At 70.1% G+C, this 24,580-nt stretch carries 24 protein-coding genes; 16 read left to right on the top strand and 8 right to left on the bottom strand.

The features are described from left to right. The first annotated feature begins 105 nt into the window (after positions 1-105). Together FXO23_RS00670 and FXO23_RS00665 are read left to right on the top strand one after the other, a co-directional pair. Complete coding sequence (locus FXO23_RS00670; RefSeq protein ID WP_158879503.1) at positions 106-1,518, top strand: M20/M25/M40 family metallo-hydrolase; 1,413 nt, start codon at positions 106-108, stop codon at positions 1,516-1,518. Positions 1,519-1,525: 7 nt separating this feature from the next. Then, positions 1,526-2,953 carry a M20/M25/M40 family metallo-hydrolase gene (locus FXO23_RS00665; RefSeq protein ID WP_158879502.1) on the top strand — a complete coding sequence of 476 codons (1,428 nt, stop codon included), beginning with the start codon at positions 1,526-1,528 and terminating at the stop codon, positions 2,951-2,953. Positions 2,954-3,032: 79 nt separating this feature from the next. On the opposite strand, the gene FXO23_RS00660 is transcribed toward FXO23_RS00665, so the two are convergent. Next, the gene (locus tag FXO23_RS00660; protein ID WP_246256796.1) at positions 3,033-4,037 is read right to left on the bottom strand and encodes an ABC transporter substrate-binding protein; all 1,005 of its coding nucleotides are present in this window, start codon (positions 4,035-4,037) and stop codon (positions 3,033-3,035) included. Positions 4,038-4,071: 34 nt separating this feature from the next. On the opposite strand from FXO23_RS00660, the gene FXO23_RS00655 reads away from it, so the two are divergent. The 4 genes from FXO23_RS00655 to FXO23_RS00640 are packed head-to-tail and all read left to right on the top strand — an operon-like array spanning position 4,072 to position 6,775. After that, positions 4,072-5,100, top strand: coding sequence for a FecCD family ABC transporter permease (locus FXO23_RS00655; protein WP_158880038.1), 1,029 nt, complete (start codon positions 4,072-4,074; stop codon positions 5,098-5,100). After that, a complete protein-coding gene (locus FXO23_RS00650) occupies positions 5,097-6,086 on the top strand; it encodes a FecCD family ABC transporter permease (RefSeq protein WP_158879500.1) in 990 nt (329 codons plus the stop codon). The genes FXO23_RS00655 and FXO23_RS00650 overlap by 4 nt, the downstream gene beginning before the upstream one ends. Before the next feature lie 9 nt (positions 6,087-6,095). Continuing rightward, a complete protein-coding gene (locus tag FXO23_RS00645; protein ID WP_158879499.1) occupies positions 6,096-6,461 on the top strand; it encodes a type II toxin-antitoxin system RelE/ParE family toxin in 366 nt (121 codons plus the stop codon). Next, positions 6,458-6,775: a helix-turn-helix domain-containing protein gene (locus tag FXO23_RS00640; protein WP_158879498.1), complete on the top strand. Its 318-nt coding sequence runs from the start codon at positions 6,458-6,460 to the stop codon at positions 6,773-6,775. The genes FXO23_RS00645 and FXO23_RS00640 overlap by 4 nt, the downstream gene beginning before the upstream one ends. Here FXO23_RS00640 and FXO23_RS00635 read toward each other — a convergent pair. The 6 genes from FXO23_RS00635 to FXO23_RS00610 all read right to left on the bottom strand — a co-directional run bounded on the left by FXO23_RS00635 (position 6,765) and on the right by FXO23_RS00610 (position 13,070). Then, positions 6,765-6,965: a DUF397 domain-containing protein gene (locus FXO23_RS00635; protein ID WP_158879497.1), complete on the bottom strand. Its 201-nt coding sequence runs from the start codon at positions 6,963-6,965 to the stop codon at positions 6,765-6,767. The two genes, FXO23_RS00640 and FXO23_RS00635, sit on opposite strands and share 11 nt — an antisense overlap. Beyond that, entirely contained in the window at positions 6,938-7,837 is a 900-nt protein-coding gene (locus FXO23_RS00630) for a DUF5753 domain-containing protein (RefSeq protein ID WP_158879496.1), read from the bottom strand. Before FXO23_RS00630 ends, FXO23_RS00635 begins: the two co-directional genes overlap by 28 nt. Before the next feature lie 165 nt (positions 7,838-8,002). After that, positions 8,003-8,851 carry a transglutaminase family protein gene (locus tag FXO23_RS00625; protein ID WP_158879495.1) on the bottom strand — a complete coding sequence of 283 codons (849 nt, stop codon included), beginning with the start codon at positions 8,849-8,851 and terminating at the stop codon, positions 8,003-8,005. Continuing rightward, the gene (locus tag FXO23_RS00620; protein WP_158879494.1) at positions 8,848-9,792 is read right to left on the bottom strand and encodes an alpha-E domain-containing protein; all 945 of its coding nucleotides are present in this window, start codon (positions 9,790-9,792) and stop codon (positions 8,848-8,850) included. Before FXO23_RS00620 ends, FXO23_RS00625 begins: the two co-directional genes overlap by 4 nt. 13 nt (positions 9,793-9,805) lie before the next feature. Further along, on the bottom strand, positions 9,806-11,455 hold the full coding sequence (locus tag FXO23_RS00615; RefSeq protein ID WP_158879493.1) for a circularly permuted type 2 ATP-grasp protein: 1,650 nt from the start codon (positions 11,453-11,455) through the stop codon (positions 9,806-9,808). A gap of 4 nt (positions 11,456-11,459) precedes the next feature. Then, positions 11,460-13,070: a DUF2079 domain-containing protein gene (locus FXO23_RS00610; protein ID WP_246256795.1), complete on the bottom strand. Its 1,611-nt coding sequence runs from the start codon at positions 13,068-13,070 to the stop codon at positions 11,460-11,462. 169 nt (positions 13,071-13,239) lie between these two features. Between FXO23_RS00610 and FXO23_RS00605 the strand changes: the two genes are divergently transcribed. The 9 genes from FXO23_RS00605 (at position 13,240) to FXO23_RS00565 (ending at position 23,289) form a co-directional block, all read left to right on the top strand. Further along, positions 13,240-14,070 (top strand): transporter substrate-binding domain-containing protein, encoded by an 831-nt coding sequence (locus tag FXO23_RS00605; RefSeq protein WP_158879492.1) that lies wholly within the window; start codon positions 13,240-13,242, stop codon positions 14,068-14,070. A gap of 59 nt (positions 14,071-14,129) precedes the next feature. Then, on the top strand, positions 14,130-14,933 hold the full coding sequence (locus tag FXO23_RS00600; RefSeq protein WP_158879491.1) for an amino acid ABC transporter permease: 804 nt from the start codon (positions 14,130-14,132) through the stop codon (positions 14,931-14,933). Then, the gene (locus FXO23_RS00595) at positions 14,930-15,688 is read left to right on the top strand and encodes an amino acid ABC transporter ATP-binding protein (protein ID WP_158879490.1); all 759 of its coding nucleotides are present in this window, start codon (positions 14,930-14,932) and stop codon (positions 15,686-15,688) included. The genes FXO23_RS00600 and FXO23_RS00595 overlap by 4 nt, the downstream gene beginning before the upstream one ends. Before the next feature lie 204 nt (positions 15,689-15,892). Beyond that, positions 15,893-18,205 (top strand): bactofilin family protein, encoded by a 2,313-nt coding sequence (locus FXO23_RS00590; protein ID WP_158879489.1) that lies wholly within the window; start codon positions 15,893-15,895, stop codon positions 18,203-18,205. Positions 18,206-18,267: 62 nt separating this feature from the next. Then, positions 18,268-18,744, top strand: coding sequence for an SRPBCC family protein (locus FXO23_RS00585; protein ID WP_158879488.1), 477 nt, complete (start codon positions 18,268-18,270; stop codon positions 18,742-18,744). A gap of 82 nt (positions 18,745-18,826) precedes the next feature. Further along, positions 18,827-19,039 (top strand): hypothetical protein, encoded by a 213-nt coding sequence (locus FXO23_RS00580; protein WP_158879487.1) that lies wholly within the window; start codon positions 18,827-18,829, stop codon positions 19,037-19,039. Between the two features lie 73 nt (positions 19,040-19,112). After that, a complete protein-coding gene (locus tag FXO23_RS00575; protein WP_158879486.1) occupies positions 19,113-20,951 on the top strand; it encodes an NHL domain-containing thioredoxin family protein in 1,839 nt (612 codons plus the stop codon). Positions 20,952-21,078: 127 nt separating this feature from the next. Then, positions 21,079-21,372 (top strand): GroES family chaperonin, encoded by a 294-nt coding sequence (locus FXO23_RS00570; RefSeq protein ID WP_425484827.1) that lies wholly within the window; start codon positions 21,079-21,081, stop codon positions 21,370-21,372. A 27-nt stretch (positions 21,373-21,399) separates the two neighbouring features. After that, the gene (locus FXO23_RS00565) at positions 21,400-23,289 is read left to right on the top strand and encodes a VanW family protein (RefSeq protein WP_158879484.1); all 1,890 of its coding nucleotides are present in this window, start codon (positions 21,400-21,402) and stop codon (positions 23,287-23,289) included. Here the strand turns inward: FXO23_RS00565 and FXO23_RS00560 are convergent. Further along, positions 23,286-24,071 carry a leucine-rich repeat domain-containing protein gene (locus FXO23_RS00560; protein WP_158879483.1) on the bottom strand — a complete coding sequence of 262 codons (786 nt, stop codon included), beginning with the start codon at positions 24,069-24,071 and terminating at the stop codon, positions 23,286-23,288. The genes FXO23_RS00565 and FXO23_RS00560 overlap by 4 nt on opposite strands. 89 nt (positions 24,072-24,160) lie before the next feature. Here FXO23_RS00560 and FXO23_RS00555 point away from each other — a divergent pair, with 89 nt between their 5' ends. After that, on the top strand, positions 24,161-24,550 hold the full coding sequence (locus tag FXO23_RS00555) for a hypothetical protein (protein WP_246256794.1): 390 nt from the start codon (positions 24,161-24,163) through the stop codon (positions 24,548-24,550). Positions 24,551-24,580: the final 30 nt, after the last annotated feature.

Raw genomic sequence — 24,580 nt, 5'->3', positions numbered from 1 at the left:
ATGGCGGTCGGGCGTGCTCCGGGCGGTGGCGGGAGTGCGTCACCGCGTACGCCGGCGACCGAGAGTGTGACGTGCGCCACCGCGTGTTCGTGTCACGATCGTGGGATGGACCCGCACCTCCTCCGGGACACCGTGCGGCAGGCCTGGAGCGGTGCAGCCCTGGCCGGCCTGCGCGAGTTCGTCCGCATCCCCGCGCTCTCGCCCGCCTTCGACGCCGACTGGGTCCACCACAAGAACCTGCACGCCGCGGTCGCGCTGGTCGGCGACTGGCTGGAGTCCCGCCTGGCGCCGACCATGAGAATCGAAGTCGTGCAGCTCGAGGGGCGGACCCCGCTGCTGCTGGCCGACCTCCCGGCGACCGGGGACGCGACGAACGCCGACACCGTGGTGATCTACGGGCACCTGGACAAGCAGCCGCCCGCCGGGGTGTGGTCGCCCGGCCTCGATCCGTGGACACCGGTGGAAAAGGACGGCCGCCTCTACGGGCGCGGCGCGGGCGACGACGGCTACGCGGCGTTCGCGGCGGCCACCGCGCTGGAGGCGCTGCACGCGGCGGGCGGCGCGCATGCCCGGACCGTGCTGCTGCTGGAGACCAGCGAGGAGTCCGGCAGCCCGGACCTGGCCGCGTACCTGGCGCACCTGCGCGACGACCTCGGCCGGGTCGGGCTGGTCGTCTGCCTGGACACCGCGGGCGGCGACTACGAGCGGTTGTGGCTGGCCACCTCGCTGCGCGGGATCGCGTTCCTCGACCTGACCGTGCGGGTGCTGAAGGCCGGGGTGCACTCCGGGCACGCGAGCGGCGTGGTCGCGAGTTCGTTCCGGATCCTGCGGGAACTGCTGGACCGCATCGAGGATCCGCGCACGGGCGCGATCCGGCTGCCCGAACTGCTCGCCGAGGTGCCGCCGGACCGGCTCGCCGAGGTGCGGGCGGCGGTCGCCGAGGGCCTGCTCGTGCCGGAGATCCCGCTGGCCGAGGGCGTCCGGCCGGTCGCCGACGATCCGGTCGAGCTGATCCTCGGCAACACCTGGCGGACCACGCTCTCGATCACCGGCGCGGACGGGCTGCCGGGCCTCGCCGACGCCGGGAACGTGCTGCGCCCCTACACCAGCCTGAAGCTCAGCCTGCGGTTGCCGCCCACGGTCGACGGCCCGGCCGCGCTCGCGGCGGTCGAACGCGCGCTGCGCGCGGACGTGCCGTTCGGCGCGCGGGCCGAGATCACCCGCACCGGCGCGGCCACCGGCTGGAACGCGCCGCCGCTCGCCCCCTGGCTGAAGTCCACTTTGGACGAAACGAGTGCCGTGGTGTTCGGGAAGCCGTGGCGCGCGAACGGGCTGGGCGGGACGATCCCGTTCCTCGGGCTGTTCGCGCGGGCCTATCCGGACGCCCAGTTCGTGGCCACCGGTCCGCGCGGGCCGGGGAACAACGCGCACGTACCGGACGAATGGCTGCATCTCGTCCAGACCGAACGGGTCACCGAGGCGATCGCCCGCATCCTGCATTCGCACGCCTTCTCGTGATGGCAGGATGGCGGACGTGGAGCAGCGAACCGTACGCGAAACCGTCCTGACCAACTGGGCCGGCGAGGTTCTCCCGAGCCTGTCCGGCCTGGTCGAGATCCCCGCCCTGTCCCCGGCCTTCGACGCCGACTGGGCGCGAACCGGTCAGCTGGCGGCGGCGATCGACCACGTGCGGAACTGGCTCGCCGCGCGACCGATCCCGGGCGCGAAGATCGAGGTCGTCGAGTTGCCGGGGCACACTCCGGTGCTGCTGCTCGACGTGCCCGCGAGCGAGGGCGCCGAGGACAAGGGAACCGTGCTGCTCTACGGCCACCTGGACAAGCAGCCCCCGGTCGGCGGCTGGTCCGAAGGGCTCGGGCCGTGGACGCCGGTGATCCGGGGCGACCGGCTCTACGGCCGCGGTTCGGCGGATGACGGGTATGCGGGATACGCGGCGGCGACCGCGCTCGAGGCGATCCGCGCCGGGGGCGGCAAGCACGCGCGGGCGGTCGTGCTGCTGGAAACCGGTGAGGAATCGGGCAGCCCGGACCTGCCGGTGTACCTGGAGCACCTGGCCGAGCGGCTCGGCGAGGTGTCGTTCGTGATCTGCCTGGACTCCGGCGGCAACGACTACGAGCGGTTGTGGCTGACCACCAGCCTGCGCGGCCTGGTGCAGGTGCACGCCACCGTGCGGGTGCTCGAATCGGCGCAGCACTCCGGGCTGGCCAGCGGCGTGGTGCCGAGTTCGTTCCGGATCCTGCGGCAGCTGCTCGACCGGATCGAGGACTCGGCGACCGGTGAGATCAAGCTCGCCGAGCTGAACGTGGACGTCCCGGCGAACCGCCTGGCCGAGGCCCGGGCGACCGCCGAGGTCTCGCCGGGTGCGATCCGCACCGCGTTCCCGGTGGCGCGGGGCATGCGCACGGTGTCCGACGACGACGTGGAACTCCTGCTCAACAACAGCTGGCGGCCGACCCTTTCGGTCATCGGCGCCGCCGGGTTCCCCGAGCCCGCGAACGCCGGGAACGTCCTGCGCGACGCGACCACGCTCGCGCTGAGCTTCCGGCTGCCGCCGACCGCGGACTCGGCGGCCGCGCTGAACGCGGTCGAGAAGGCGCTCACCACGGACGTTCCGTACGGGGCGACCGTGGAGCTGGGCGGCGTGGAACACGCGGGCGGCTGGAACGCGCCGGACGCGGCACCCTGGCTGGCGAACGCGCTGGAGCTGGTGAGCGACCGGGTCTTCGGCCGGCCGTGGCGAAGCGTCGGCCTCGGCGGCTCGATCCCGTTCATGGGACTGCTCGCGGAGAAGTACCCGGCAGCCCAGTTCCTGGTCACCGGCGCCCTGGGCCCGGATTCCAACGCCCACGTGCCCGACGAATGGCTCCACCTGCCCCAGGCACAACGCGTCACCGAAGCCGTCGCCCACATCCTGCACGCCCACGCCACCGGCTGACCCGGCCGGTCACGTTCATGAGGGGACCCCTCCAGACAAAATTCGTCTGGAGGGGTCCCCTCATGAAAGCTTCGCGGGGTCAGGCTCCGGCGAAGCGGGTGAGGCCGGTGGTGAGGGTGGTGAGGAGTTCGGTGTAGCGCTGGTAGCTGAACGGGGTTTCCGAGTTCCACCCGATCAGGCGGCCCGCCTTGACCGCCGGGAGCTGCGACCAGGTCGGGTTGCCGGTCAGGTCGTTCGGGGTGAGCGCGCCGAAGCGGTTGTCGTAGAGGATCACGTCCGCCGGGTAGCGGCCCGCGTTCTCCCAGCTCAGCTGCTCGTAGAAGCCGGTCGAATCCGGATTCTCCGGCACCACGAGATGCAGGCCCTGCTTGGTGAGGTGGTTGGTGATCGGCAGCGCGGGCGGGTAGATCGCCCACAACGCGTCCTTCGCCGCGGAAACCGCGAGCACCTTGAGCCCGGACGCCTTCTTGGCGGCCGCCGCGAACTCGGCGTTCGCCCGCTCGTAGGCCGCCTTCGCCTGGGTCACCGCGGGCGCGTCGACGTCCGCGCCGAGCGCCTTGGCCAGCGCGGCGAACTTCGCGATCCCGTCCGGCATCGCGATCTCCTTGAGCTGCAGACCCACGCTCGGCGCGACCTTGTCGATCTGCGGCGCCTGCTCCTTCGGCACGTACCACAGCTCGTCCGGCAGGTACATCACGCTGATCAGCAACTGCGGGTTGAGCGAGACGTACTTGTCGTAGTTGAACTCGCCCCACACGTTGCCCAGCGAGGTCACCGTGTTCAGGTCCACCGCGCCGACCTGCGGATCCGGTTTGCCGTCGGGCAGCTTCGACGGGCCGAACACGCCGATCGGCCGCACGCCGAAGTCCCACAGCGCGGCGGCCGCGGTCACCTGCGCGACGATCCGGGTCGGCCGCTCGCCTTCGAGCTTGCGGCCCCGGTCGTCGGTGAAGGTCCAGGTGCCGCCGCCCCCGGCGGCTTTGTCGTCCTGGTAGCCACAGGCGGTCAGTGCGGCGAGCGCGCCCGCCCCGGCCGTGCCGAGGAGGAATCCGCGCCGGGAGAGCTGGTTACGGAGAGGGGTCACGGCCACAGGTTAGCCTTACCTTAATCTGATGACCATGGTGACGATCACCTCGCCCGCTCCGCCGCGCATCCGGCGGCCTCCGCGGGCATTGATCCTGCTCAGCGCCGTGGCCGCGTTGGTGGCCGTGGTGCTGCTGTCCATCGCGATCGGCTCGAACAGGCTTACGCTGAGTGAGGTCCTGCACGGTCTCTTCGCCAATTCGGGTGGTTACGAGGACGCGGTCATCCGCGGCGACCGGCTGCCGCGCACCCTGCTCGGCGTCGGGGTCGGGATGGCGCTCGGCCTCGCCGGAGCCCTGATGCAGGCGGTCACCCGGAACCCGGTCGCCGACCCCGGGCTGCTCGGCATCAACCACGGCGCCGCGGTCGCGATCGTCGCCGCCTCGGCCGGGCTCGGTATCACGCAGCCCGGCCAGCTCGTGTGGTTCGCGTTCGCGGGCGCGCTGCTCGGCACCGCGCTGGTCTACGCGGTCGGCGGCGGCCGCGGCGCGACCAGCCCGATCCGGCTGGCGCTGGCCGGGGTCGCGATCCAGGCGGCGTTCGTCGGGTTCAACCAGGCCATGCAGGTGATCAACACGCACAACCTCGATCAGATGCGGTTCTGGCTGGTCGGTTCGCTGGCCAACCGGGACGTCGGCGCGTTCGGCGGGCTGATCCCGTTCTTCCTCGCCGGGGTCGTGCTGGCGCTGGTGCTCGGGCGCGCGCTGAACGCGATCGCACTCGGCGAGGACGCCGCGCGAGGGCTCGGCGCGAACCCCGCGTTCACCCGGCTCGCGAGCATGGTCGCGGTCGGCCTGCTGTGCGCCGCGGCGACCGCGGCCTGCGGGCCGATCGCGTTCGTGGGCTTGATGATTCCGCACCTGGCGCGGTTGCTGGCCGGGCAGGACGAGCGGTGGGTGCTGCTCCTGTCGCTGATCCTCGCGCCGGTGCTGCTGCTCGGCTGCGATGTGCTCGGCCGGGTGCTCGGCTCGCCCGGCGAGGTGCAGGTCGGGATCATGACCGACATCGTGGGCGGCCTCGCGTTCGTGCTCGTGGTGCGGCGGCTGAAGGCGGTGCGGCGATGAAGCGCTCGGCCGTGGTGATCACCGGGTTCGTCCTGGTGACGCTCGTGCTCGCGGTGTTGTCGGTGGGCACCGGCGACTACCACCTGACCCCGGCCGAGGTGCTGGAAACCCTTGCCGGGCAAGGAACCAAGGCCCAGTACCTGGTCGTCACGGGCCGCCTGCCGCGCGTGCTGGTCGCCATCCTGGTCGGCGCCGCGCTCGGGCTCGCCGGGACGGTTTTCCAGACGCTGACCCGGAATCCCCTGGGCAGCCCGGACATCCTCGGCTTCACCACCGGGGCGGCGACCGGCGGCGTCGCGACGATTCTGTTGTTCGGCGGTTCGCCCGCGCTGGTCGCCGTCGGCGCGCTGATCGGCGGGCTGCTCACCGCCGCGCTGGTGATGGCGTTGTGCGCGCCGCAGGGTTTGCGGAGCGGGCGGCTGGTGCTGATCGGCATCGCGCTCAGCGCGGTGCTCGTCGGCGTGGAGTCGTACCTGCTGACCCGCGCGCTCACCGCGAACGCCGGTGCCGCGACCACGTGGCTGGTCGGCAACCTCGCGGGCCGCGACTGGAACTACTTCGTCCCGATCGCCGCCGCGCTGGTGATCCTGATCCCCGCGGTGCTCGTGCTGGGGCGGCCCCTGCGCATGCTGGAAATGGGCGATGACGCGGCCATCGGCATCGGCGTCGCGGTGGGCCGGGTGCGCCCGGCGCTGTTCGGGCTGGCGGTCGCCCTGGTCGCGGTCGCCGTCGCCACCGCGGGCCCGATCCCGTTCATCGCCCTGTGCGCCCCGCAAGTGGCCCGCCGCCTCACCCGGCGCCCCGGCCCGAACCTGCTGGCCTCCCTGTGCCTGGGCGCGTTGCTCGTGGTCGCCGCCGACTACCTGGGCCAACGCCTCCTGGACGCCTCGCTGTTGCCGGTCGGCGTAGTCGCGGCGGCCCTGGGCGGCGTCTACTTGATCGCGATCCTCATCCTCCAACGCCGCCGCAGGTATAGCATTTGCTAAACTTGCTGGGTGGCCGTCGAGGAGTGGGAAGTCTATGTCGTCGATGAGGTCCTTGGGTGGATCGAGCACCTCGACGACGCGACGCACGCACGGGTTGTGCAGGCGATCGACGCGTTAGCCGAGGGCGGTCCCGGTCTGGGGCGACCGCTGGTCGACACGATCATCGGCTCCCAGATTCAGAACCTGAAGGAGTTGCGGCCTGGTACCGTGCGAATCCTATTCGTGTTTGATCCGTGGCGGTCCAGCGTCCTTCTGGTCGCGGGTGACAAGGCCGGGCAGTGGAATGCCTGGTATCGGCACGCGATTCCCTTGGCCGAGCAACGGTATGAGATCTATCTGAAGCAACGTCAGGCAGAAGAGGAGGGCAGGTCATGACCGGATATACACGTTGGAAGGACGTTCGCACGGCACACGTCGAACGCGCCGGTGGCGAGGAAGCCGTCGAAGCTGGCAAGCAGGAACTGCTCGCGACGGTCCAAGGGCATCGCTTGGCCGAAATCCGTCGCAACCGTGGCCTGACCCAGCAGCAGATCGCCGACCGGATGGGGGTCACCAAGGGCCGCGTCTCCCAGATCGAGCAGGGCAAGATCTCGGGTCAGGATGTGCTGGTCCGCTATGCCGCCGCCCTTGGCGGCAGGCTCCACCAAGCGATCTACTTCGACGACGGCGACATCGCGGCTATCGCCTGACCCTCAGCCTGGTCATGAACGCCCGCCACTGCGCCGGAGGGAAGGAAAGCACGCCCGACCCCGGGTTCTTGGAATCCCGCACGGCCACAGACGGCGACCTGAAGGCGACCTCGACACACTCCTGTCCACCTGCGCCAGTGCTGTAGCTGCTCTTGCGCCAGATCAGGTCGGTGGTGTCTCCGGCGGCCATCTCGATCCGTTCTTCAATCGCTCCAGATCGCTTGCCACGGTGGCAAGCCACTCCGGCGATTGTCGCCCATCCAGGGCGAGTTCGGCCAGCCTGGCGAGGATCTTCTGGTAGTGAGCGATCTGTTCGGGATCTTCGAGAAAGAGACTGACCGCTTCGGTTTGCACGTACACCAGTGGCCGATGTTCGATGTACCGCAGCAACCAGAACGAACCTCCCAGAACACCGCCCGGGCAAGCCGACTCCGGGATCACCCGTAGCACCGCTCGCCCGGCAGAACCGGTGAGGAGCAGGTGCAGGATCTGTTCATGCATCACGCTCGGCCCGCCGACCATCGTGCGCACCGCTTGCTCGTGCAGGAAGAAGGTGAACCGAGGAGGCTGCGGCCGGTGCAGCACGTGTTGCCGAGCGCGCCGGGCCCGAACCCGAGTTTCGATGTCATCTTCGGCAAACATCCCAGCTGATCTGAAAACCGCGCGGGCGTAGTCCTCGGTCTGCAGGATTCCTGGGATGAGCTGGGGCTCGAAGCCGGTGATCGAGTTGGCCAGGTTCTCCTGCACTGCCAGCGAACGCAACTCGTCGGGGAGGCGCTCGCCGTGCGTTCGGAGCCGGTAGGCATCGTCGGTTTCGTGGACCAGGTTCAGGACTCGCAGGGTCTTCTCCCGCGAGGCGCCGCAGTGGAGGAGGAATGAGGTCACGTCGAATTCGGTGGCGCCCTTGGCATCCGTCTCCATGCGGAAGACCTTGTTGGGCGAGCACTCCATCCGGTCCGCCAGGTCCCGCACCGACAGGTTCGCGAGCTTGCGGGCATCAGCCAGTTCGTCGGCGAGTTCGCGGCGTCGGGGCGAGGTGGACCGATCCGGTTTTCCGGGCATAACCAGAACCTAGAACCGCTGGTCAGCACGGTGTCCGCACGGCACGCCGAATCACCGCAACGGATGGCCGCGTGCGCCCGGCGGGGACACGCTGGTCCGGTCGTGAACGTGTAACTCGCTTGCCTGAGTGTGCAACTCGGTTACCGGAGTGTGCGACTCGCGGGGTCAGGCGAGGCGGGTCAGTTGGACCGAGACGTCCAGGGTGGATTGGCCGCCGCTGGTGAAGATTCCCTTCAGGGGCGCCACATCGGCGTAGTCTCGGCCGGTGGCGACCCAGACGTGGCGGGGGCCGACGGGAATCGCGTTGGTCGGGTCGTGGGCCCACCAGCCGCCGGTCCACGCGTCGATCCACGCATGGCTCTCGCCCGCGACGGTTTCGCCGAGTTTGGCTTCCGGGCGGGTGTGCAGGTAACCCGAGACGTACCGGGCGGGGATGCCGATCGCGCGCAGCATCACCAGGGTCACGTGCGCGTAGTCCTGGCACACGCCTTCGCGGGCCTGCCAGGCATCGGTCGCGGTGCTGTGCACGCCGGTGGTGCCCGGCTGGTACTTCAGCTGCTCGTGCACCCAGTCGCAGATCGCGAGCACGGCGTCCGCGGGATCCTTGCCCTTGCGCAGATCCCGCGCGACCCCGGCGAGTTCCCGGTCGCGCGGGGTGTACTTGGTCGGGGTCAGGAACTCCGTGTGCTCGTCGACCACGGCGTCCGACCGCAGATCGCGCCAGCTCGCCTCGTGGATCGGCTCGCTGGCGTCGGCGGTTTCCACCACCGAGGTCGCCAGCACGGTGAACTCGGTGTGCGGCGCGTGCAGGTCGAACGAGGTGACCACCGCGCCCCAGTAATCGGTGTACCGGTAGGCGCGGGTCGCCGGGGTGGTCTCCACGCGCGTGGCGACCACGTTCTGCCGCCGGTCCGAACGCGGGGTCAGCCGGGCCTCGTTGTACGACTGCGTCGCCGGTGTCTCGTAGCGGTAACCGGTGCTGTGCACCACCCGCACGCGCCAACTGTCGTTCACAGCGAAACCTCCGCCCCGCGCCACGCCACCCACGGCGACGTGTGGAAGTACTGCATCGACACCGCTTCCCCGACATCCCGGATCGAGTTCTGCAGCGCGCCCAGCCGCCGCGGCAGGTCCTCCAGCAGGTCCGACGGGCGCAGGAACTCCAGCTCGCTGCGGGCCCGGCCGAGCAGCCGCAGCGCCTCGGCCTTCTCGTTCCCGCGCGTGTTCAGGCTCGGGTCCAGCTCGCGCAGGCAGTCCTCGGCCTGCCGCAGCGCGTGGAACACCGACCGCGGGAACAGCGTGTCCCGCAACAGGAACTGCACCACCCGCCCCGCGTCCAGCGCGCCGCGGAACGTGCGCAGGTAGGTGTCCTGCGCGCCCGCCGAGCGCAGCACGGTGATCCACCCCGGCGAAGACGCGCGATCGTGCACCCGGGACAGCAGCAGCCGCACCACCATGTCCGCGCGTTCGATCGACCGCCCGAGCACCAGGAACAGCCAGCCGTCGTCGCGGCTCATCGTGGAATCCGCCAGCCCGGCGAACATCGCCGCACGTTCCTCCACAAAGGACAGAAACGCGTGCGGCCCGGCGCGGCGGGCGTACCGCTGCCGGTCGGGCACCGCGTTCCAGGTGGCGTTCAGGCATTCCCACAGCTCGGTCGAAACCACCTCGCGCGCGCCGCGGGTGTTCTCCCGCGCCGAGTTGATCGACCCGACGATCGAGGCCGCGTTCTCCTTCGAATACGCGACCAGTTCGGTCAGCTTCCACACGTCCAGTTCGATCTCGCCGGGCACGATCCCCAGCACCGCGAGCAGCTGGCGGCTCGCGGTGTCCGGATCGATGGTGGCGTCCTCCAGCAGCTGGTGGACCGAGACGTTGAGAATCCGCGCCGTGTCGTCGGCGCGCTCGACGTACCGGCCGATCCAGTACAACGATTCGGCGTTGCGGGCGAGCACGGTGGCCTCCTCACTATGCCTGTTGCTGCTGTTGCTGCTGAGCGGTGGTCAGCTCCGGCCCCTGCTCCGCGACCATTCCGTCCACAGTAGACGCCGAACCCAGCGCCGGTTGCTCCAGCTCGCGTTCCGCGCTGGACGACTTCGCCGCGAGCACCCAGGTGTCCTTGGAGCCACCGCCCTGGGAGGAGTTCACCACGAGGCTGCCCTCGCGCAGCGCCACCCGGGTGAGCCCGCCGGGCAGCACGAAGATCTCCTTGCCGTCGTTGACCGCGAACGGCCGCAGGTCCACGTGCCGGGGCGCCAGGTGCTGATCCACTTTGGACGGAACCGTGGAGAGCTGGACGACCGGCTGGGCGATCCAGCCGCGCCGGTGCGCCTTGACCTTGCGCCGGATGGTGGCCAGCTCCTTGGCCGAGGCGTCCGGGCCGAACACGATCCCGTAGCCGCCCGACCCCTCGACCGGTTTGATCACCAGCTCGTCGAGGTGGGCGAGCACGTGGTCCAGCTCGTCCGGCAGCCAGCAGCGGTAGGTGTCCACATTGGGCAGCAGCGGCTTCTCGTTCAGGTAGTACTTCACCAGATCCGGCACGTAGGTGTAGACGAGCTTGTCGTCGCCGACGCCGTTGCCGACCGCGTTCGCGATCACCACGTTGCCCGCGCGGGCCGCGTTCAGGATCCCGGCCACGCCGAGCACGGAATCCGGGCGGTAGTGCACCGGATCCAGGAACTCGTCGTCGATGCGCCGGTAGATCACGTCGACCGGCCGCTCGCCCTCGGTGGTGCGCAGGTAGACCACGTTGTCCCGGCAGAACATGTCGCGGCCCTCGACCAGTTCCACGCCCATCAGCCGGGCCAGCAGGGAATGCTCGAAGTACGCGGAGTTGTGCACGCCCGGGGTGAGCACGACGACCGTCGGATCGGCCACGTTCGGCGCGGCCGCCGCCCGCAGCGCGCGCAGCAGGTGCGCGGCGTAGTCGCCGACCGGGCGCACCCGGTGCTGCGCGAACAGGTCCGGGAACACGCGCGCCATGGTGCGCCGGTTCTCCATCACGTAGGACACCCCGGACGGGTTGCGCAGGTTGTCCTCCAGCACGCGGAACGTCCCGGCCTCGTCGCGGACCAGATCGATCCCGGCCACGTGGATGCGCACGCCGTTGGGCGGGTTGATGCCGAACGCCTCGCGCTGGAAGTGCGAGCACGAGGTGATCAGGCGCCGGGGCACCACCCGGTCGCGCAGGATCTGGGCGTCCCCGTAGACGTCGGCCAGGAACGCCTCCAGCGCGCGAACCCGTTGCGCCACACCGCGTTCCAGCTTGCCCCACTCCGCGGGCGCGACCACGCGCGGCACCAGGTCGAGCGGGAAGGGCCGTTCCTGCCCGGACAGCGAGAACGTGATCCCCTGGTCCACCATCGCCCGGTCCAGCGCCTCGGCCCGCGCGGTGAGATCGGACGAGTCCAGCCGGGCGATCGATTCGTACAGCGCGCGGTACGGCGAGCGCACCACGCCGTCCGGCGCGAACATCTCGTCGTACGCGCCGGCGTGCGGGCGCGAAGGGGCGAGGTAACCGTCGAACTGCGCGCCCGGGTGGCCGTTCCGCCGCGAGGTCCGGGCGCGAGCCCGGCGGCCGGAGGGCGGCAGCCGGGGTGTCGAGTTGCCGCTCATCCGGTCATCCTCGCTCACCGTGCGCGTTCTCGTCGATGCGGTAGAGCACACCGCCCGCCGAGACCACGACGATCCGCCCGCGCGAGTCCGGTGCGGCGGCCGCCTGCCAGCCCGCGTTCGGCTCGCCGGTCAGGCCGCCCGCGTCGGAGCGGCCGACGCCGGTGAGCCCGCCCCCGGTCACGGTCCCCGCGTCGTCGGTCACCAGCACGCAGTCGGCCCGCTTCCCGTCGACCACCGCCCAGCCCGTCAGCAGCGGCGCCCGCGTGTCGACAACGCCTTTTGTCGACAAAGGACCAGACGGTCCGGGCAGCGGGCGCGGGGATTCCGGCGGCACCCGGTCGCCGAGTTCGCGGCCGCCGCAGCCCAGCGTGAAGTCGCCGGTGAACGGATAGGCGCCCAGCGACCGCGCGGCCGGGACGACGGCCGGGTTGATCCGCAGCTCGGCCAGCGCCGCCGGATCGTTCACGCGTAGCGCGTAGGCCACCGTGCCGAGCGATTCGTAGCTCGCGCGCACCTGGTTGACCTGCGTGTACCCGGTGATCTCGGTGACCAGGCCGACGGCCGCGACCGCGGCGACCAGCCACCCCGGTCGCGGGTTCCAGCGCAGCGCGGCCAGGGCGAGCGCGGCGCACGCGGCGAGCCCGCCGACCAGCGAGTACCGGCTGAGCAGGCCCACGTTCGTGCCCGATCCGGTCGTCCGGCCGAGCGCCAGCAGCAGGGCCAGCGCCACCGCGCACAGGCCGAGCCCCAGCCAGCCCGCCTGATCGGCCGCCCGCGCCCGCACGGCCGCCCGCCCGCAGTACGCCAGCACGCCGAGGACCAGCACCCCGGCGGCGATCGCCACCCACGCGACCCCGGGTGACCACATGGATCCGAGGCTCGCGCCGAACACGGCGAGCCGATGCCCGGGCTCGAACCCGGAGGTGGCCGCCGCCTGCGCCCCGGCGGGGCGGGTGAGCAGCCAGAACGCGAGCACCGCGGCGCCGAGTGCCACCGGGGCCGCCACCCGCCACCAGGCGTCCCGCCGCAGCCACGCGACCAGGCCGATCGCGAACCAGGCCGGGAAGGCCACCCCGAACGACAGCGACCCGATCGCCGCCGCGGCCAGCGCGGGCCAGAACCGGCCGCGGTGCGCGCACACCACGGCGAGGACCAGGAAGAACAGCGCGGGCGCCCAGCTCGCGCCGTTCGTGCCCTGCAACCACAGTTCGATGCCGTGCGCGGACAGCAGCAGGAACGCGAACCCGGCGGTCAGCGCGGTCCGGCGCACCGCGCCGAGCGACTCGGGCAGCAGCGACCGCAACAGCAGCACGACCGCCGCCAGCAGGGCGACGGTGAGCAGGGTGAGCGCCCGGTTGTCCCCGCCCGCGAGCCCGGCGTCGCCCCAGAACAGCAGGGACGGCAGCGCGAACGGCTGCTCCAGGTGGTAGCTGAACAGCGCGCCCGGGATCAGCGAGCCGTCGTCCGCGGTGACCTTCGCCAGGACGTGCCAGTAATCCAGCAGCACGTGCAGCCGCGGCGCCTGGACGGCCTGCCAGGTGACCAGGGCGAACGGCACCGCGGCGAGCAGCCACAGCTCGTTGATCAGCCAGCGCTGGTCGGTGCTGGTTTCCACCCCGGAACCCCTCGCGTCGCGTGCCGCTGAAAGCCTAGTGGCGGGTGCTCCGAATGGCCGAAAGGCGAACCCACCGCAACGGGGCCGTAACTTCGCAATGCTGGGCATCGGTTCAGATGAGTGGCAGTATGCGGGCACTCGACCGGTATGAACTACTAGGAGTGACACCGTGGCGCGATCAAAACTCAAAGCGCTCGCCCTGCTGCCCGCGCTCGCGCTCACCGCCGCGCTGACCGCGTGCGGCGAAGGAGGAGGAACGGCCGCCGGGGGTGTCCAGCTGGTCCAGCAGGGCAGTCTCACCACCTGCACGCACCTGCCGTACGCGCCCTTCCAGGTGAAGCAGGGCGATCAGATCGTCGGCTTCGACGTCGAACTGGTGGACCTGGTCGCGAAGAAACTCGATGTCAAGCAGAACATCGTGGACATCGCCTTCGAGAACATCGAATCCGGCGAATCCATGAACAGCGGCCAGTGCGATCTCGCCGCCGCCGGGATGACCATCAACGACAAGCGCAAGGAGAAGTTCGACTTCTCCGACCCCTATTTCGAGGCCACCCAGGCGCTGCTGGTGAAGAAGGGCTCCGGGATCAACGACCTGTCCCAGCTCGCCGGGAAGAAGGTGGGCGTGCAGTCGGCCACCACCGGCGCCGACTACACCAAGGAGAAGGCGCCGGGCGCGGAGATCGTCACCTTCGACGACCTCGCCCTGCTCGAGCAGGCGGTGAAGAACGGCAGCGTCGCCGCCGGGGTGAACGACAACGGCGTGCTCTACGACTTCGTGAAGACCAACCAGGACACCGAGGTCGCCAAGGAGTTCAAGACCAACGAGTTCTACGGGATCGGCGTCAAGAAGGGCAACACCGCCCTCCTGCAGCAGATCAACGACGTGCTCAAGGCTTCCGTGCAGGACAAATCTTACGAGCAGATCTACCAGAAGTGGTTCGGCAAAGCCCCCACCTGGCTGCCCGGCGGTCCGACCGCGGCCCCCGCGAGCAAGTGACGTCGCCGCTGTGGCCGGTGCTCTCCCAGCACCGGCCACAGTGCTGTTGAAGGAGTGACATGGCACTGAGCCGTCGCCAACGGCGCAAAGCTTTCCGCGGCGCCCAATATGTTCTGTTGCTGGTCATCGTCGCGGTGGTCGCGTTCGCCGCCAACTGGGACCGGATCGGCAAGGCGTTCTTCGACCTCGACGTCGCCGCGAAGCAGTTCCCCGACGTGATCACCGTGGCGCTGAAGAACACCATCGTGTTCACCGCGCTCGGGTTCGCGCTCGGCCTCGGACTCGGGCTGCTGCTCGCGCTGATGCGGCTGTCCTCGGTCGGCCCGTACCGCTGGTTCGCCCGCGGCTACATCGAGTTCTTCCGCGGCCTGCCCGCGCTGCTGATCTTCCTGGCGGTCGGCATCGGCGTGCCGACCGCGTTCTCCACCCAGGTGCCGCGCAACATCGCGATCATGCTGTCGCTGGGGATCGTGTCCTCGGCGTACATGGCGGAGACGATCCGGGCCGGGATCCAGGCGGTCCCGCGCGGCCAGGTCGAGGCGGCGCGCTCGCTGGGCATGTCCCCGACCCGGTCGATGATCACCATCGTGATCCCGCAGGCGTTCCGGATCATCCTGCCGCCGCTGGCCAACGAGCTGATCATGCTGACCAAGGACTCGTCGCTGGCGTTCCTGCTCGGCACCACGCCGTTGCAGCAGGAACTCGCGCAGTTCAGCCGCCAGGCCCTGCTGGAAGCCAAGGGGCTGACGCCGATCGTCGTGGCGGGCCTGTGCTACCTGGTCATCACGATCCCGTTGTCGATCCTGCAGCAGCGGCTGGAAAAGAAATACGGTGCCGGCGTGCCCGGTGGAGGAACGGTATGACGAGCGAGACCGTGATCGAGGTTTCCGGGCTGCACAAGGCTTTCGGCGAACTCGAAGTGCTCAAGGGCGTCGACCTCGACGTGCGCCGGGGGCAGGTGGTCTGCATCATCGGGCCGTCCGGCTCGGGCAAGTCGACCCTGTTGCGCTGCGTGAACCTGTTGGAGGAACCCAATTCCGGCAAGGTCGTGGTGAACGGCCACGAGCTGACCGACGAGGACTGCGACCTCGACGGCGCCCGCCGCTCGATCGGCATGGTGTTCCAGTCGTTCAATCTCTTCGCGCACCTGTCCGTGCTGAACAACCTCACGGTCGCGCAGCGCAAGGTGCTCAAGCGCAACAAGGAGGACGCCGAGCGGATCGCGCGGGACAACCTGAAGAAGGTCGGCCTGGCGGAGAAGGAATCCTCGATGCCCGCCCAGCTCTCCGGCGGCCAGCAGCAGCGGGTGGCGATCGCGCGGGCGCTGTCCATGGAACCGGACGTGATGCTGTTCGACGAGCCGACCTCCGCGCTGGACCCGGAACTGGTCGGGGACGTGCTCAGCGTGATGCGCCAGCTCGCCGAAGAGGGCATGACCATGCTCGTGGTCACCCACGAGATGCAGTTCGCCCGCGAGGTGGCCGACAAGGTGCTGTTCATGGACGGCGGCGTGGTCGTCGAACAGGGGCCGCCTTCGCAGGTCATCGGCAATCCGCGGCACAAGCGCACGCAGACGTTCCTCTCCCGGGTGCTCAACCCGACGCACGTGGACGAGTAGCAGATCACGTGCTGTAGGAACTTTTGCCGTTGTGCGATCGTCCAAGCACGGTGTGTACTCCACCTGGCCGATTGCGCGGCAGGCGCATGATCCACTTCGCTGGGGCGGCCGGGTGGGGAGTCCGTGCACGCCGAGCAGAGGAGTTCGTTCATGCCGACGTTCCGACGGGGGTCGCGGGACAGCGGAGGCATCGAGGACGGTCAGATGACGCCGACGGAAAACGGGTTGCCCCAGCTGGACCCGTTCGCCGGGGTCCCGGACAAGCGGTACGAACTGAAGGCCGAGGACCTGCTCAAACAGGTCGCGGAACCGGGTTCGGTCGGGTTGCTGCGCTGGCGCAAGCAGGACACGACCGCGCCGATCGTGACGGTCGAGGACCGGTACATCACCGGGCGGCTGGACATGCGCGCGGCCGACCTGGACTACCTGTTCCGCTTCGAGCGCTGCCGGTTCGAGTACCCGCCGGACGTGCGCGAGGCGAAACTGCTCGGGCTGGTCTTCCGCAAGTGCTGGCTGCCCGGGCTGAAGGCGCGAAACTTCCGCAGCGCCAACGACGTCCGGCTGATCCGGTCGATCGTGCAGGTCGATTCGGACAACGACAGCAACCCGGAGACCACCATCCGGCGCAGCTCCGACCGCGAACGCGGGATGCCGGACGCCGCGGTGAACCTGACCGACGCGGTGATCGACGGTTCGGTCGTGCTGACCCGGACCCGGATCCTGCATTCGCGCGGCAAGGCGATCCAGGCGGACCGGCTGGTGGTCACCGGGGCGCTGCTCGCCTACCGGCTCGAGGCCGACGGCGAGGTCCGGGTGCCCGGCCTGCGGACCGGCGGTAACGTCAACTTCTCCGGCGCCTCACTGTCCAATCCGGACGGTTTCGCGCTGAACGGGAACGGGCTGCACATCGGCGGGAGCCTGCTCTGCGAGGTCGACACCTACGGCCCGGTCAGCCAGCGCAAGGCGTTCGAGGCCACCGGGATCCTGTACCTGCCCAGCGCGCGGGTGGACAGCGACATCGTGCTGCGCGGCGCGAAACTGCGGATGAACCAGCACGGCCGGATCGCGGTCGAGGCGTGGACGTCGAAGGATCCCTACCTCGATCCGCGGCCGGTGCTGGTCGCCGACCGGGTGCGGGTGGACGGCAACCTCGAACTGTCCGACGGGCTGGACGCGAACGGCACCCTCCGCATGATCAACGGCAAGGTGGGCGGCTCGCTGCGGCTGGCCCGCGCGAAGATCGAAGTCGCGCGGCGCGAGGGAATCCCGTACTACGACCGGGCTTTGCACCTGGACGGCAGCGAGATCGACGGCGACATCGAGGCGACCGCGCTGAACGTCCCGTCCGGGCAGCTCCGGCTGGCGGACGTGACCGTGCGCGGGAACGTGCTGGCGTCCAACGCCCGGTTCAAACACCGCGAGCGGGACGTGTTCTCCGCGCGGCGCACCAAGATCTCCGGAAACCTGCACCTCGCCGACGCGAAGGTGGAGGGCACCCTGCGGCTGCAGGGCCTCGAGGTCGGCGGCAGTATTTACCTCTACGGCACCACGGTGACCCAGCCGTCGCTGCGCGGGCACACCCGGTTCTCGGTGGACATCCGGACCGCGCGGATCGGCCGTGATCTGGTGATGGCCGCGAACCAGGATCGGCCGTTCCTCGCCGAGGGCGGGGTCATCCTCGACGGTGCGACCATCGCCCGCCGCCTCGACCTGGACGGCGCGAAACTCGGCGCCTCGGCACAGGATTCCGCGGCGCTGGACGCCAGTGACGTGGGCGCGGACGAGTTCCTGCTGACCCCCGCGGAACCGCCCGCGGGCCGGATCGTGCTGCGGCGCGCGCATTGCGGGACGTTGAGCGACAACGCCGAACTGTGGGAGGCGCAGGGCGGAATCGAACTGGAGGACTTCCGCTACGACGTGATGAAGCGGCCGATCGGGATCAAGGACGATCGGGCCGTCGACCGGCGGATCGAGCAGCTGCGGCAGGCGATGGGCGGCTACCGGCCCGGGCCGTACGACCAGCTCGCCGCGATGTTGCGCAACAGCGGGAACGAGGAACACGCCTCGACGGTGTTGTTCAAGAAGCAGCAGTTCCGGTACCGCTCGCTCGCCGACGGCTACCGGTTCTTCGCGCCGCTGGTGTTGTTGTGGAGCTGGCTGCAGCGGTCCATGGTCGGCTACGGGTACCGGCCGATCCGGGCGGTCGGCTGGCTGCTCATGCTGCTGGTGACCGGCAGCGTGTGGTTCGGCGTGCGGGACGATCCGTGCGTCAACGATCCGAACGTGCAGCACAACGGCGACCGGTGCGTGGTGAACCGCGACGATTCCGGGCTGCAGTGGAATCCGGTGCTCTACACGGTGGATCTGCTGGTGCCGATCGTCGACTTCGGCAACAAGGGCCGGTGGTACATGACCGGCGCGGACCGCTGGGTGTCCGCGGGGCTGACCGGCGCGGGCTGGGTCCTGGCCACCACGGTCGCGGCGGGCGCGAGCCGCATGGTGCGCCGCGAGACTTGACGGGTGCGCGCCGACATACATACTGTCCGTATGTCCCGGGTCCGCGATGAAGCGAGGTGCGCATGACCGCCGTCCAGTCCCCGCCGAGCGCGACCGGTCAGATCGACGTCAAGGCTCCGGCGCACCGGGTGTATTCGCTGATCAGCGACCTGCCGACGATGGCCGGATGCGCCGAGGAGTACGCCGGTCACCGCTGGCTCGACGGCGCCACCTCGGCCCGGGTGGGCGCGCGGTTCCGCGGCCGGAACCAGCGCGGTTTCCGGCGCTGGAGCACCCTGTCCACGATCACCGACGCGGACGCGGGCAGCCGGTTCGCGTTCGAGGTGACGTTCCTCGGGTTCCCGATCGCCCGCTGGCAGTACGACCTGGAGCCGGCGGGTGACGGCTGCCGGGTGACCGAAAGCACCTGGGACCGGCGGCCCGCCTGGCTGCGTTACCCGACCTCCCTGGCCACCGGCGTCTGGAACCGCGCGGAGACCAACACCGGCAACATCGCCACCACGCTCGCCCGCCTGAAATCCCGCGCCGAAACGGAGTAACGGCTGCCGCCGCGTCGGCGATTGTCCCCAGGTAGCGCCCGGTTCGGGTGGTGTTCCCCAGGCAACGCGGAAAGTGCGGTTCATGCGGTTTCGACTTCCCTCGGCCCTGTTGCCCTGTTGCGTGCTCGCCCTGGCGGCCTGCGGCCCGGAAGAACCGGCGCCCCCGGCGAGCCCGGCCCCGGTCACCACGACGACGAGCCCGCCGACCTCGGCCGAGGCTTTCCTGCCCCCGGCCAACCCGCACGCGGGCAAGCAGCCCGTCCTCGCCACCCTCACCGAACCCGTCGGCCGCTGAACCACCCGACTGGGTGTCCCAGGTCGTGGGATGCCGGGAAGACAAGGGAACGTGCCCGCGTTGACTTGTGTTTGTGAGTGCTACCAAGCCAAGTGCGCGCGTCCGGGCTCCCGAGCTGGCGGGGCGTGACTGGATCAACACCGGGGGCGAGCGGATCGCGCTGGCCGAACTGCGCGGCCGGATCGTGCTGCTCGACTTCTGGACCTCCGGCTGCGTCAACTGCCTGCACGTGCTGGACGAACTGCGGCCGCTGGAGGACGAGTTCGCCGATGTCCTGGTGACGATCGGCGTGCATTCGCCGAAGTTCCAGCACGAGGGTGAGGCCGCGGCGATCGAGGCCGCGGTCAGCCGGTACGGCGTCGGGCACCCCGTGCTCAACGATCCGGATCTCACCACCTGGCAGCAGTACGCGGTCAAGGCCTGGCCGACCCTGGTGCTCATCGACCCCGAGGGCTACGTCGTGCACACCGCGGCGGGCGAGGGCCATGGCGAGGCGCTGCGCCGCGTGCTCACCGAGCTGGTCGCCGCGCACGAAGCGAAGGGCACCCTGCGCCGCGGCGGCAGCCCGTACGTTCCGGCCGAGGAAAGCGAAGCGGAACTGCGGTTCCCGAGCAAGGCAGTGTCCACAGTAGAGGGCCGGGTGCTGGTCGCGGACACCGCGCACCACTCCGTGGTCGAGTTCGCCTCGGACGGCGAGACCGTGATCCGCCGGTTCGGCAGCGGCGAGCGCGGTTCGGCCGACGGCGCGTTCGACCGGGCGAGCTTCACCGAACCGTCCGGGATCACCCTGCTCCCCGCCGAGGTCGCGGAAAAGGTCGGTTACCACGCCGTGGTCGCGGACACCGCCGGACACCTGTTGCGCGGCATCGACTTGCGCACCGGCGAAGTGTCCACAGTGGCCGGTACCGGCAAGCAGTGGCGGGACGGCGCCGACTCCGGCAAGGCCCGCGAGGTCGACCTCACCAGCCCGTGGGACGTGACCTGGTGGACGCCCGCGGGCGGGGTCGTGGTCGCGATGGCCGGGAACCACACGCTCGGCCTGTTCGATCCGATCACCGGCACGATCTCCCGGTTCGCCGGGACGACCGTCGAGGGCCTGCGCGACGGCGACGCGGCCGAGGCGTTCTTCGCGCAGACCTCCGGCCTCGCCGTCCAGGGCGGGAAGCTGTGGCTCGCCGACGCGGAAACCTCGGCGCTGCGCTGGATCCAGCCCGAGGGCGACGGTTTCACCGTGCACACCGCCGTCGGCACCGACCTGTTCTCCTTCGGCCACCGCGACGGCAAGGCCGCCGAGGCCCTGCTCCAGCACCCGCTCGGCGTCGCCGTGCTGCCGGACGGGTCGATCGGCATCGCGGACACCTACAACGGCGCCATCCGCCGATACGACCCGGCCAGCGGCGAGGTGTCCACCCTCGCCGACGGCCTCGCCGAGCCGTCGGGCCTGCTGGTCACCGACGACGTGCTGCTCGTGGTCGAATCCGCCGCGCACCGCCTGCGCTCGCTCCCGGACGCCGCGGCCCGCAAGGTCGCCGGGGACGCCCACGCGGTTCGCCGCCCGCCGACCGTGCTGGCCCCGGGCAAGCTGGAGTTCAGCGTGGTGTTCGCCCCGCCGCCCGGCGAGAAGCTCGACGACCGCTACGGCCCGTCCACCCGCCTGGAGATCAGCGCGTCCCCGCCCGAACTGCTCGCCGAGGGCGCGGGGGTCACCACCGAACTGACCCGGACGATCCGCCTCGCCGAGGGGGTCACCGACGGTGTGTTGCAGATCGTCGCGCAGGCCGCGAGCTGCGACGACGGCGCCGAGCACCCGGCCTGCCGGGTCACCAGGCAGGACTGGGGCGTGCCGGTGCGCCTGCGGCAGGGGGCGGACAGCAGCCTGCGACTGATCCTCGCCGGTCAGGGTGGGTCGTGAGTGTTCGGGCCGGTTAGAACCCGGCCGGAACACTCACGACCCCAAATTCGGTTCCCTGGTCCGCAGGGGACACGTTCCGGCGGGACGTAACATGGTCCGGGTGTCCGAAAGCAAACTCGAGATCCAGATGCTGCACGACCGCGTCCTGGTCCGGCTCTCGGCCGACGAGGGGGAACGCCGCAGCTCCGGCGGCATCGTGATACCCGCCACCGCACAAGTCGCGCGCCGATTGGCGTGGGGTGATGTACTGGGCGTCGGCAACAATGTGCGGAACGTGAAGGTGAGCGACCGGGTGCTGTTCAACCCCGAGGACCAGCTGGAGGTGGAGGTCCAGGGCGAGGCGTACGTCGTCATGCGCGAACGGGACATTCACGCCGTCGCCACCGAGCGCACCGAACACGGAACCGGGTTGTATTTGTAGGGAGCGTCAGGCGGAGGGGCAAGGCTAGTGCGGGACGAACACTACTGGCCGGACTGGGATTCCGATCCCGTGGGGAGAACGGGCGAGCAGCCCGCGGCGGACCCGCCTACCTCGGTCATCGACGACGACCCGCTCCGCGCGGACGAGAACGACGAAGAACTCGTCGAGGAACTCCTCGAAGGCGAGCTGGTCGAACCCCCGATGACGCCCGCGCGCCGGTTCCGCAAGGGGCTGGGCAAGGCGTTCATGATCACCGGCGGTGTGATCGCGCTGCTCGTGGTCGTCTACGCGGCGGACCTGATGATCAACGCGGGCGATGTGCCGCGCGGCGTGACCGTGGTCGGCGTGGACGTCGGCGGGATGAACCACCGGGACGCCGAAGCCAAGCTGCGCAAGGAACTCGAGCCGAGGCTGACCCAGCCCGTGCTGGTCCGCGGCGGGGACGTCGACGCGCGGCTGAACCCGGTCACCTCCGGCCTCGGCCTGGACTGGCCGGGCACCCTGGAGCAGGCCGGGCACCAGCCGCTCAACCCGATCACCCGGGTCATGTCGTTCTTCACCAAGCGCGAGGTCGGCGTGGCCACCCGGACCGAGCCGAAGGCGCTCGCCCGCGCCCTCACCGAACTCGCCGAGAGCCAGCTCAACCACGTGCCGACCGAGGGCAGCATCGGGTTCATGGCGATCCCGGGCAGCGACGGCGGGGTCACCCCTTACCCGATCGAACCGCGCCAGGGGCAGTCGCTCGGCAACCTCGACAAGGCGGCGGAGATCGTCAAGGACGGCTGGCTCAAAACCGGCGGGGTCGAGGTGCCGGTGGACGTGACGCCGGTGAAGGCCACCTCGCCCGGGGTGCACGCCGCGCTGGACCGGATCGTGGCCCCGGCGGTCGCGAAACCGGTGAACGTGAAGGCCCAGGGCAAGGACGTCCCGCTCAAACCGGACGCGATCGCCGCCGCGTTCGGGTTCCGCGCCCGCGACGACGGCGGCCTGGACGTGCTGGTCGACCAGTTGAAACTGCAGCAGGGCCTGGAACCGCAGCTCGCCGACACGGAGCAGGAGGGCAAGGACGCGCAGATCGTCTTCGCCGGGGCCGGGCCGACCGTGGTGCCGTCCGAGGACGCGCGGAAGATCAGCTGGGTCAACACGTTCAAGCCGTTCATGGAGATCCTCGCCCGGCCCGAGGGCCGCGACCTGCCGGTCGCCTACGAAGTGAAGAAGCCGGACCTGACCACCGAGGCGGCGGGCGCGCTGGGGATCAAGGAGGTCGTCGGCGAGTACACCACCGGCGGGTTCTCCGGCGACGTGGCCGCGAACGTGCGGGCGATCGCGGGCAAGGTGAACGGGGCCGTGGTGAAACCGGGCGACGTGTTCAGCCTGGACGGCACGACCGGGCCGCGAACCGGATCGCAGGGATTCGTGGTGGCGCCGGTGAACGAGGACGGCACCGGGGCGCGGGTGATCGGCGGCGGCGTCTCGCAGTTCACGTCGACGCTGTACAACGCGGCCTACCTGGCCGGGTTGAAGGACGCCGGGCACACCGAGCATTCGTACTATATGGACCGTTACCCGGCGGGGCGGGACGCGAAGTCGTTGCGAGAAGACGGGTCCACTGTGGATCTGCGGTTCACCAACGACGCGCCGACCGGGGTGGCGATCCAGGCGATGGCTTCCGGGAACGCGGTGACCGTGAAGATCTGGGGCACCAAGCGCTACCGGGTGGAGAGCGTGGGCGGCGGCCGTTCGGAGCTGACCCCGCCGCCGATCCAGCCGGGTCCGCCCGGCTGCCAGCCTTCCTCCGGCCAGCCCGGCTTCAACACCACCGACACCCGGATCCTCTACGACCTGGCTTCCGGCAACGAAGTCCGTCGCGAAACCCGCTCGGTCCACTACGCCCCGCGCCCCCTGGTGATCTGCTAAAGGAGCACCAGGCACCCCCGGGCTTCGAGGTCGGGGAGCCAGGCCGGGAGGGCGAGGTGCTTGTTCCAGCGCAGATCCAGCTTGTCCAGTTTGGACAGTCCGGCGAGTTCGCCGGGCAACTCGGTGAGGCCGTTGTCGCGGAGGTCGAGCTGGCGGAGTTCGCCCAGCTCGCCGATCGATCGGGGCAACCTGGTGATTCGGTTGCCGCGCAGGTGAAGTTCGCGCAATGCCGTGAGATCGCCTATCGATTCGGGTAGTGAGCCCAGTTCGTTGTGGTACAGGCGAAGTTCCCGCAGCGAGGCCAGCCCGCCGATCGACTCGGGCAACGAAGTCAACTGGTTGTCGGTGAAACCGAGGTAACGCAGCTTTCCCAGGCGGCACAACGACTCCGGGAAGGTCGTGAGCTGGTTGTCGCTGAGGTACAGGTACTCCGTCAGATTCGGCAGCGAGCCGAGTTCGTCCGGCAGCGCGGTCAGCCGGTTGTGCCCGAGATCCAGGGTGTGCACAAAGGACAGCCGTCCGATCGACGGTGAGATCTCGGTGAGCCGGTTGCCCGCGAGGTTGAGCACGCGCAGCTCGGTCAGCTCCCACAGCGATTCGGGTACCGCGTCCAGCTCGTTCGCGTACAGGCTCAGGTGCCGCAGCCGGGTGGCCCGTGTCAAAAGTTCGGGGAACCGGGTGAACCGGTTGCGGTCGAGGTCGAGCCGTTCGATCCCGGCCCAGTCCTCGTCCGGCAGTTCGGTGAGTCCGCGCCCGCTGAGATCCAACCATCGCCCGCCCATGACCGAGGACACTACCGGTGGTAGCCGTCCGCGCCGGATCCGATACCTTACGTGACCGCTCCTACCGCTAGCTCAACCCAGGAGGTCTGGTGCTATCTCGAAAGTCGTTGCCGGTCAAGGTGTTCGCCGCTTGGGCGGCGGTGTCCGCGACCGCGCTGGCCACACCCGCCATCGCGAGCGCGGCTGCGGTGGAACCCGCGCTGGTGCACGCCTCGCCCAACAACGGCTGCAAGCTCAACGTGCGGGCGGGCACCGCGGTGACCGCGGCCCTGTTGCACACGCTGACCTGCGCGAACTACACGACCTGCGCGCACGCCGAGGCCGGGCAGCCGCCGTGCGGGCCGTACCTGACCGGCGGGACGTACACCTGCGTCGGCCCGGACGGCAAGCAGGTCACCGACACCCGCTGGGCCGAGGTCGTCTGGCGCGCGCCGCAGACCGCGTACGTCTCGGTGGCGTGTTCGGCGTTCCGGAGCTGACGCGCCCTCGAGACGAGCAGGGCCGGTGCA

Source organism: Amycolatopsis anabasis (genome assembly GCF_009765355.1).
GTDB lineage: Bacteria > Actinomycetota > Actinomycetes > Mycobacteriales > Pseudonocardiaceae > Amycolatopsis > Amycolatopsis anabasis.
This window is presented reverse-complemented; position numbering and strand designations above follow the sequence as displayed.

What these genes read in the sequence shown, in the direction of transcription:
- FXO23_RS00670 (WP_158879503.1), top strand. Translation starts at nt 106, where the DNA reads ATGGACCCGCACCTCCTCCGGGACACCGTGCGGCAGGCCTGGAGCGGT.
- FXO23_RS00665 (WP_158879502.1), top strand. Translation starts at nt 1,526, where the DNA reads ATGGCGGACGTGGAGCAGCGAACCGTACGCGAAACCGTCCTGACCAAC.
- FXO23_RS00655 (WP_158880038.1), top strand. Translation starts at nt 4,072, where the DNA reads ATGGTGACGATCACCTCGCCCGCTCCGCCGCGCATCCGGCGGCCTCCG.
- FXO23_RS00650 (WP_158879500.1), top strand. Translation starts at nt 5,097, where the DNA reads ATGAAGCGCTCGGCCGTGGTGATCACCGGGTTCGTCCTGGTGACGCTC.
- FXO23_RS00640 (WP_158879498.1), top strand. Translation starts at nt 6,458, where the DNA reads ATGACCGGATATACACGTTGGAAGGACGTTCGCACGGCACACGTCGAA.
- FXO23_RS00635 (WP_158879497.1), bottom strand. Translation starts at nt 6,965, where the DNA reads ATGGCCGCCGGAGACACCACCGACCTGATCTGGCGCAAGAGCAGCTAC.
- FXO23_RS00630 (WP_158879496.1), bottom strand. Translation starts at nt 7,837, where the DNA reads ATGCCCGGAAAACCGGATCGGTCCACCTCGCCCCGACGCCGCGAACTC.
- FXO23_RS00615 (WP_158879493.1), bottom strand. Translation starts at nt 11,455, where the DNA reads ATGAGCGGCAACTCGACACCCCGGCTGCCGCCCTCCGGCCGCCGGGCT.
- FXO23_RS00600 (WP_158879491.1), top strand. Translation starts at nt 14,130, where the DNA reads ATGGCACTGAGCCGTCGCCAACGGCGCAAAGCTTTCCGCGGCGCCCAA.
- FXO23_RS00595 (WP_158879490.1), top strand. Translation starts at nt 14,930, where the DNA reads ATGACGAGCGAGACCGTGATCGAGGTTTCCGGGCTGCACAAGGCTTTC.
- FXO23_RS00590 (WP_158879489.1), top strand. Translation starts at nt 15,893, where the DNA reads ATGACGCCGACGGAAAACGGGTTGCCCCAGCTGGACCCGTTCGCCGGG.
- FXO23_RS00585 (WP_158879488.1), top strand. Translation starts at nt 18,268, where the DNA reads ATGACCGCCGTCCAGTCCCCGCCGAGCGCGACCGGTCAGATCGACGTC.
- FXO23_RS00580 (WP_158879487.1), top strand. Translation starts at nt 18,827, where the DNA reads ATGCGGTTTCGACTTCCCTCGGCCCTGTTGCCCTGTTGCGTGCTCGCC.
- FXO23_RS00570 (WP_425484827.1), top strand. Translation starts at nt 21,079, where the DNA reads ATGCTGCACGACCGCGTCCTGGTCCGGCTCTCGGCCGACGAGGGGGAA.
- FXO23_RS00560 (WP_158879483.1), bottom strand. Translation starts at nt 24,071, where the DNA reads ATGGGCGGGCGATGGTTGGATCTCAGCGGGCGCGGACTCACCGAACTG.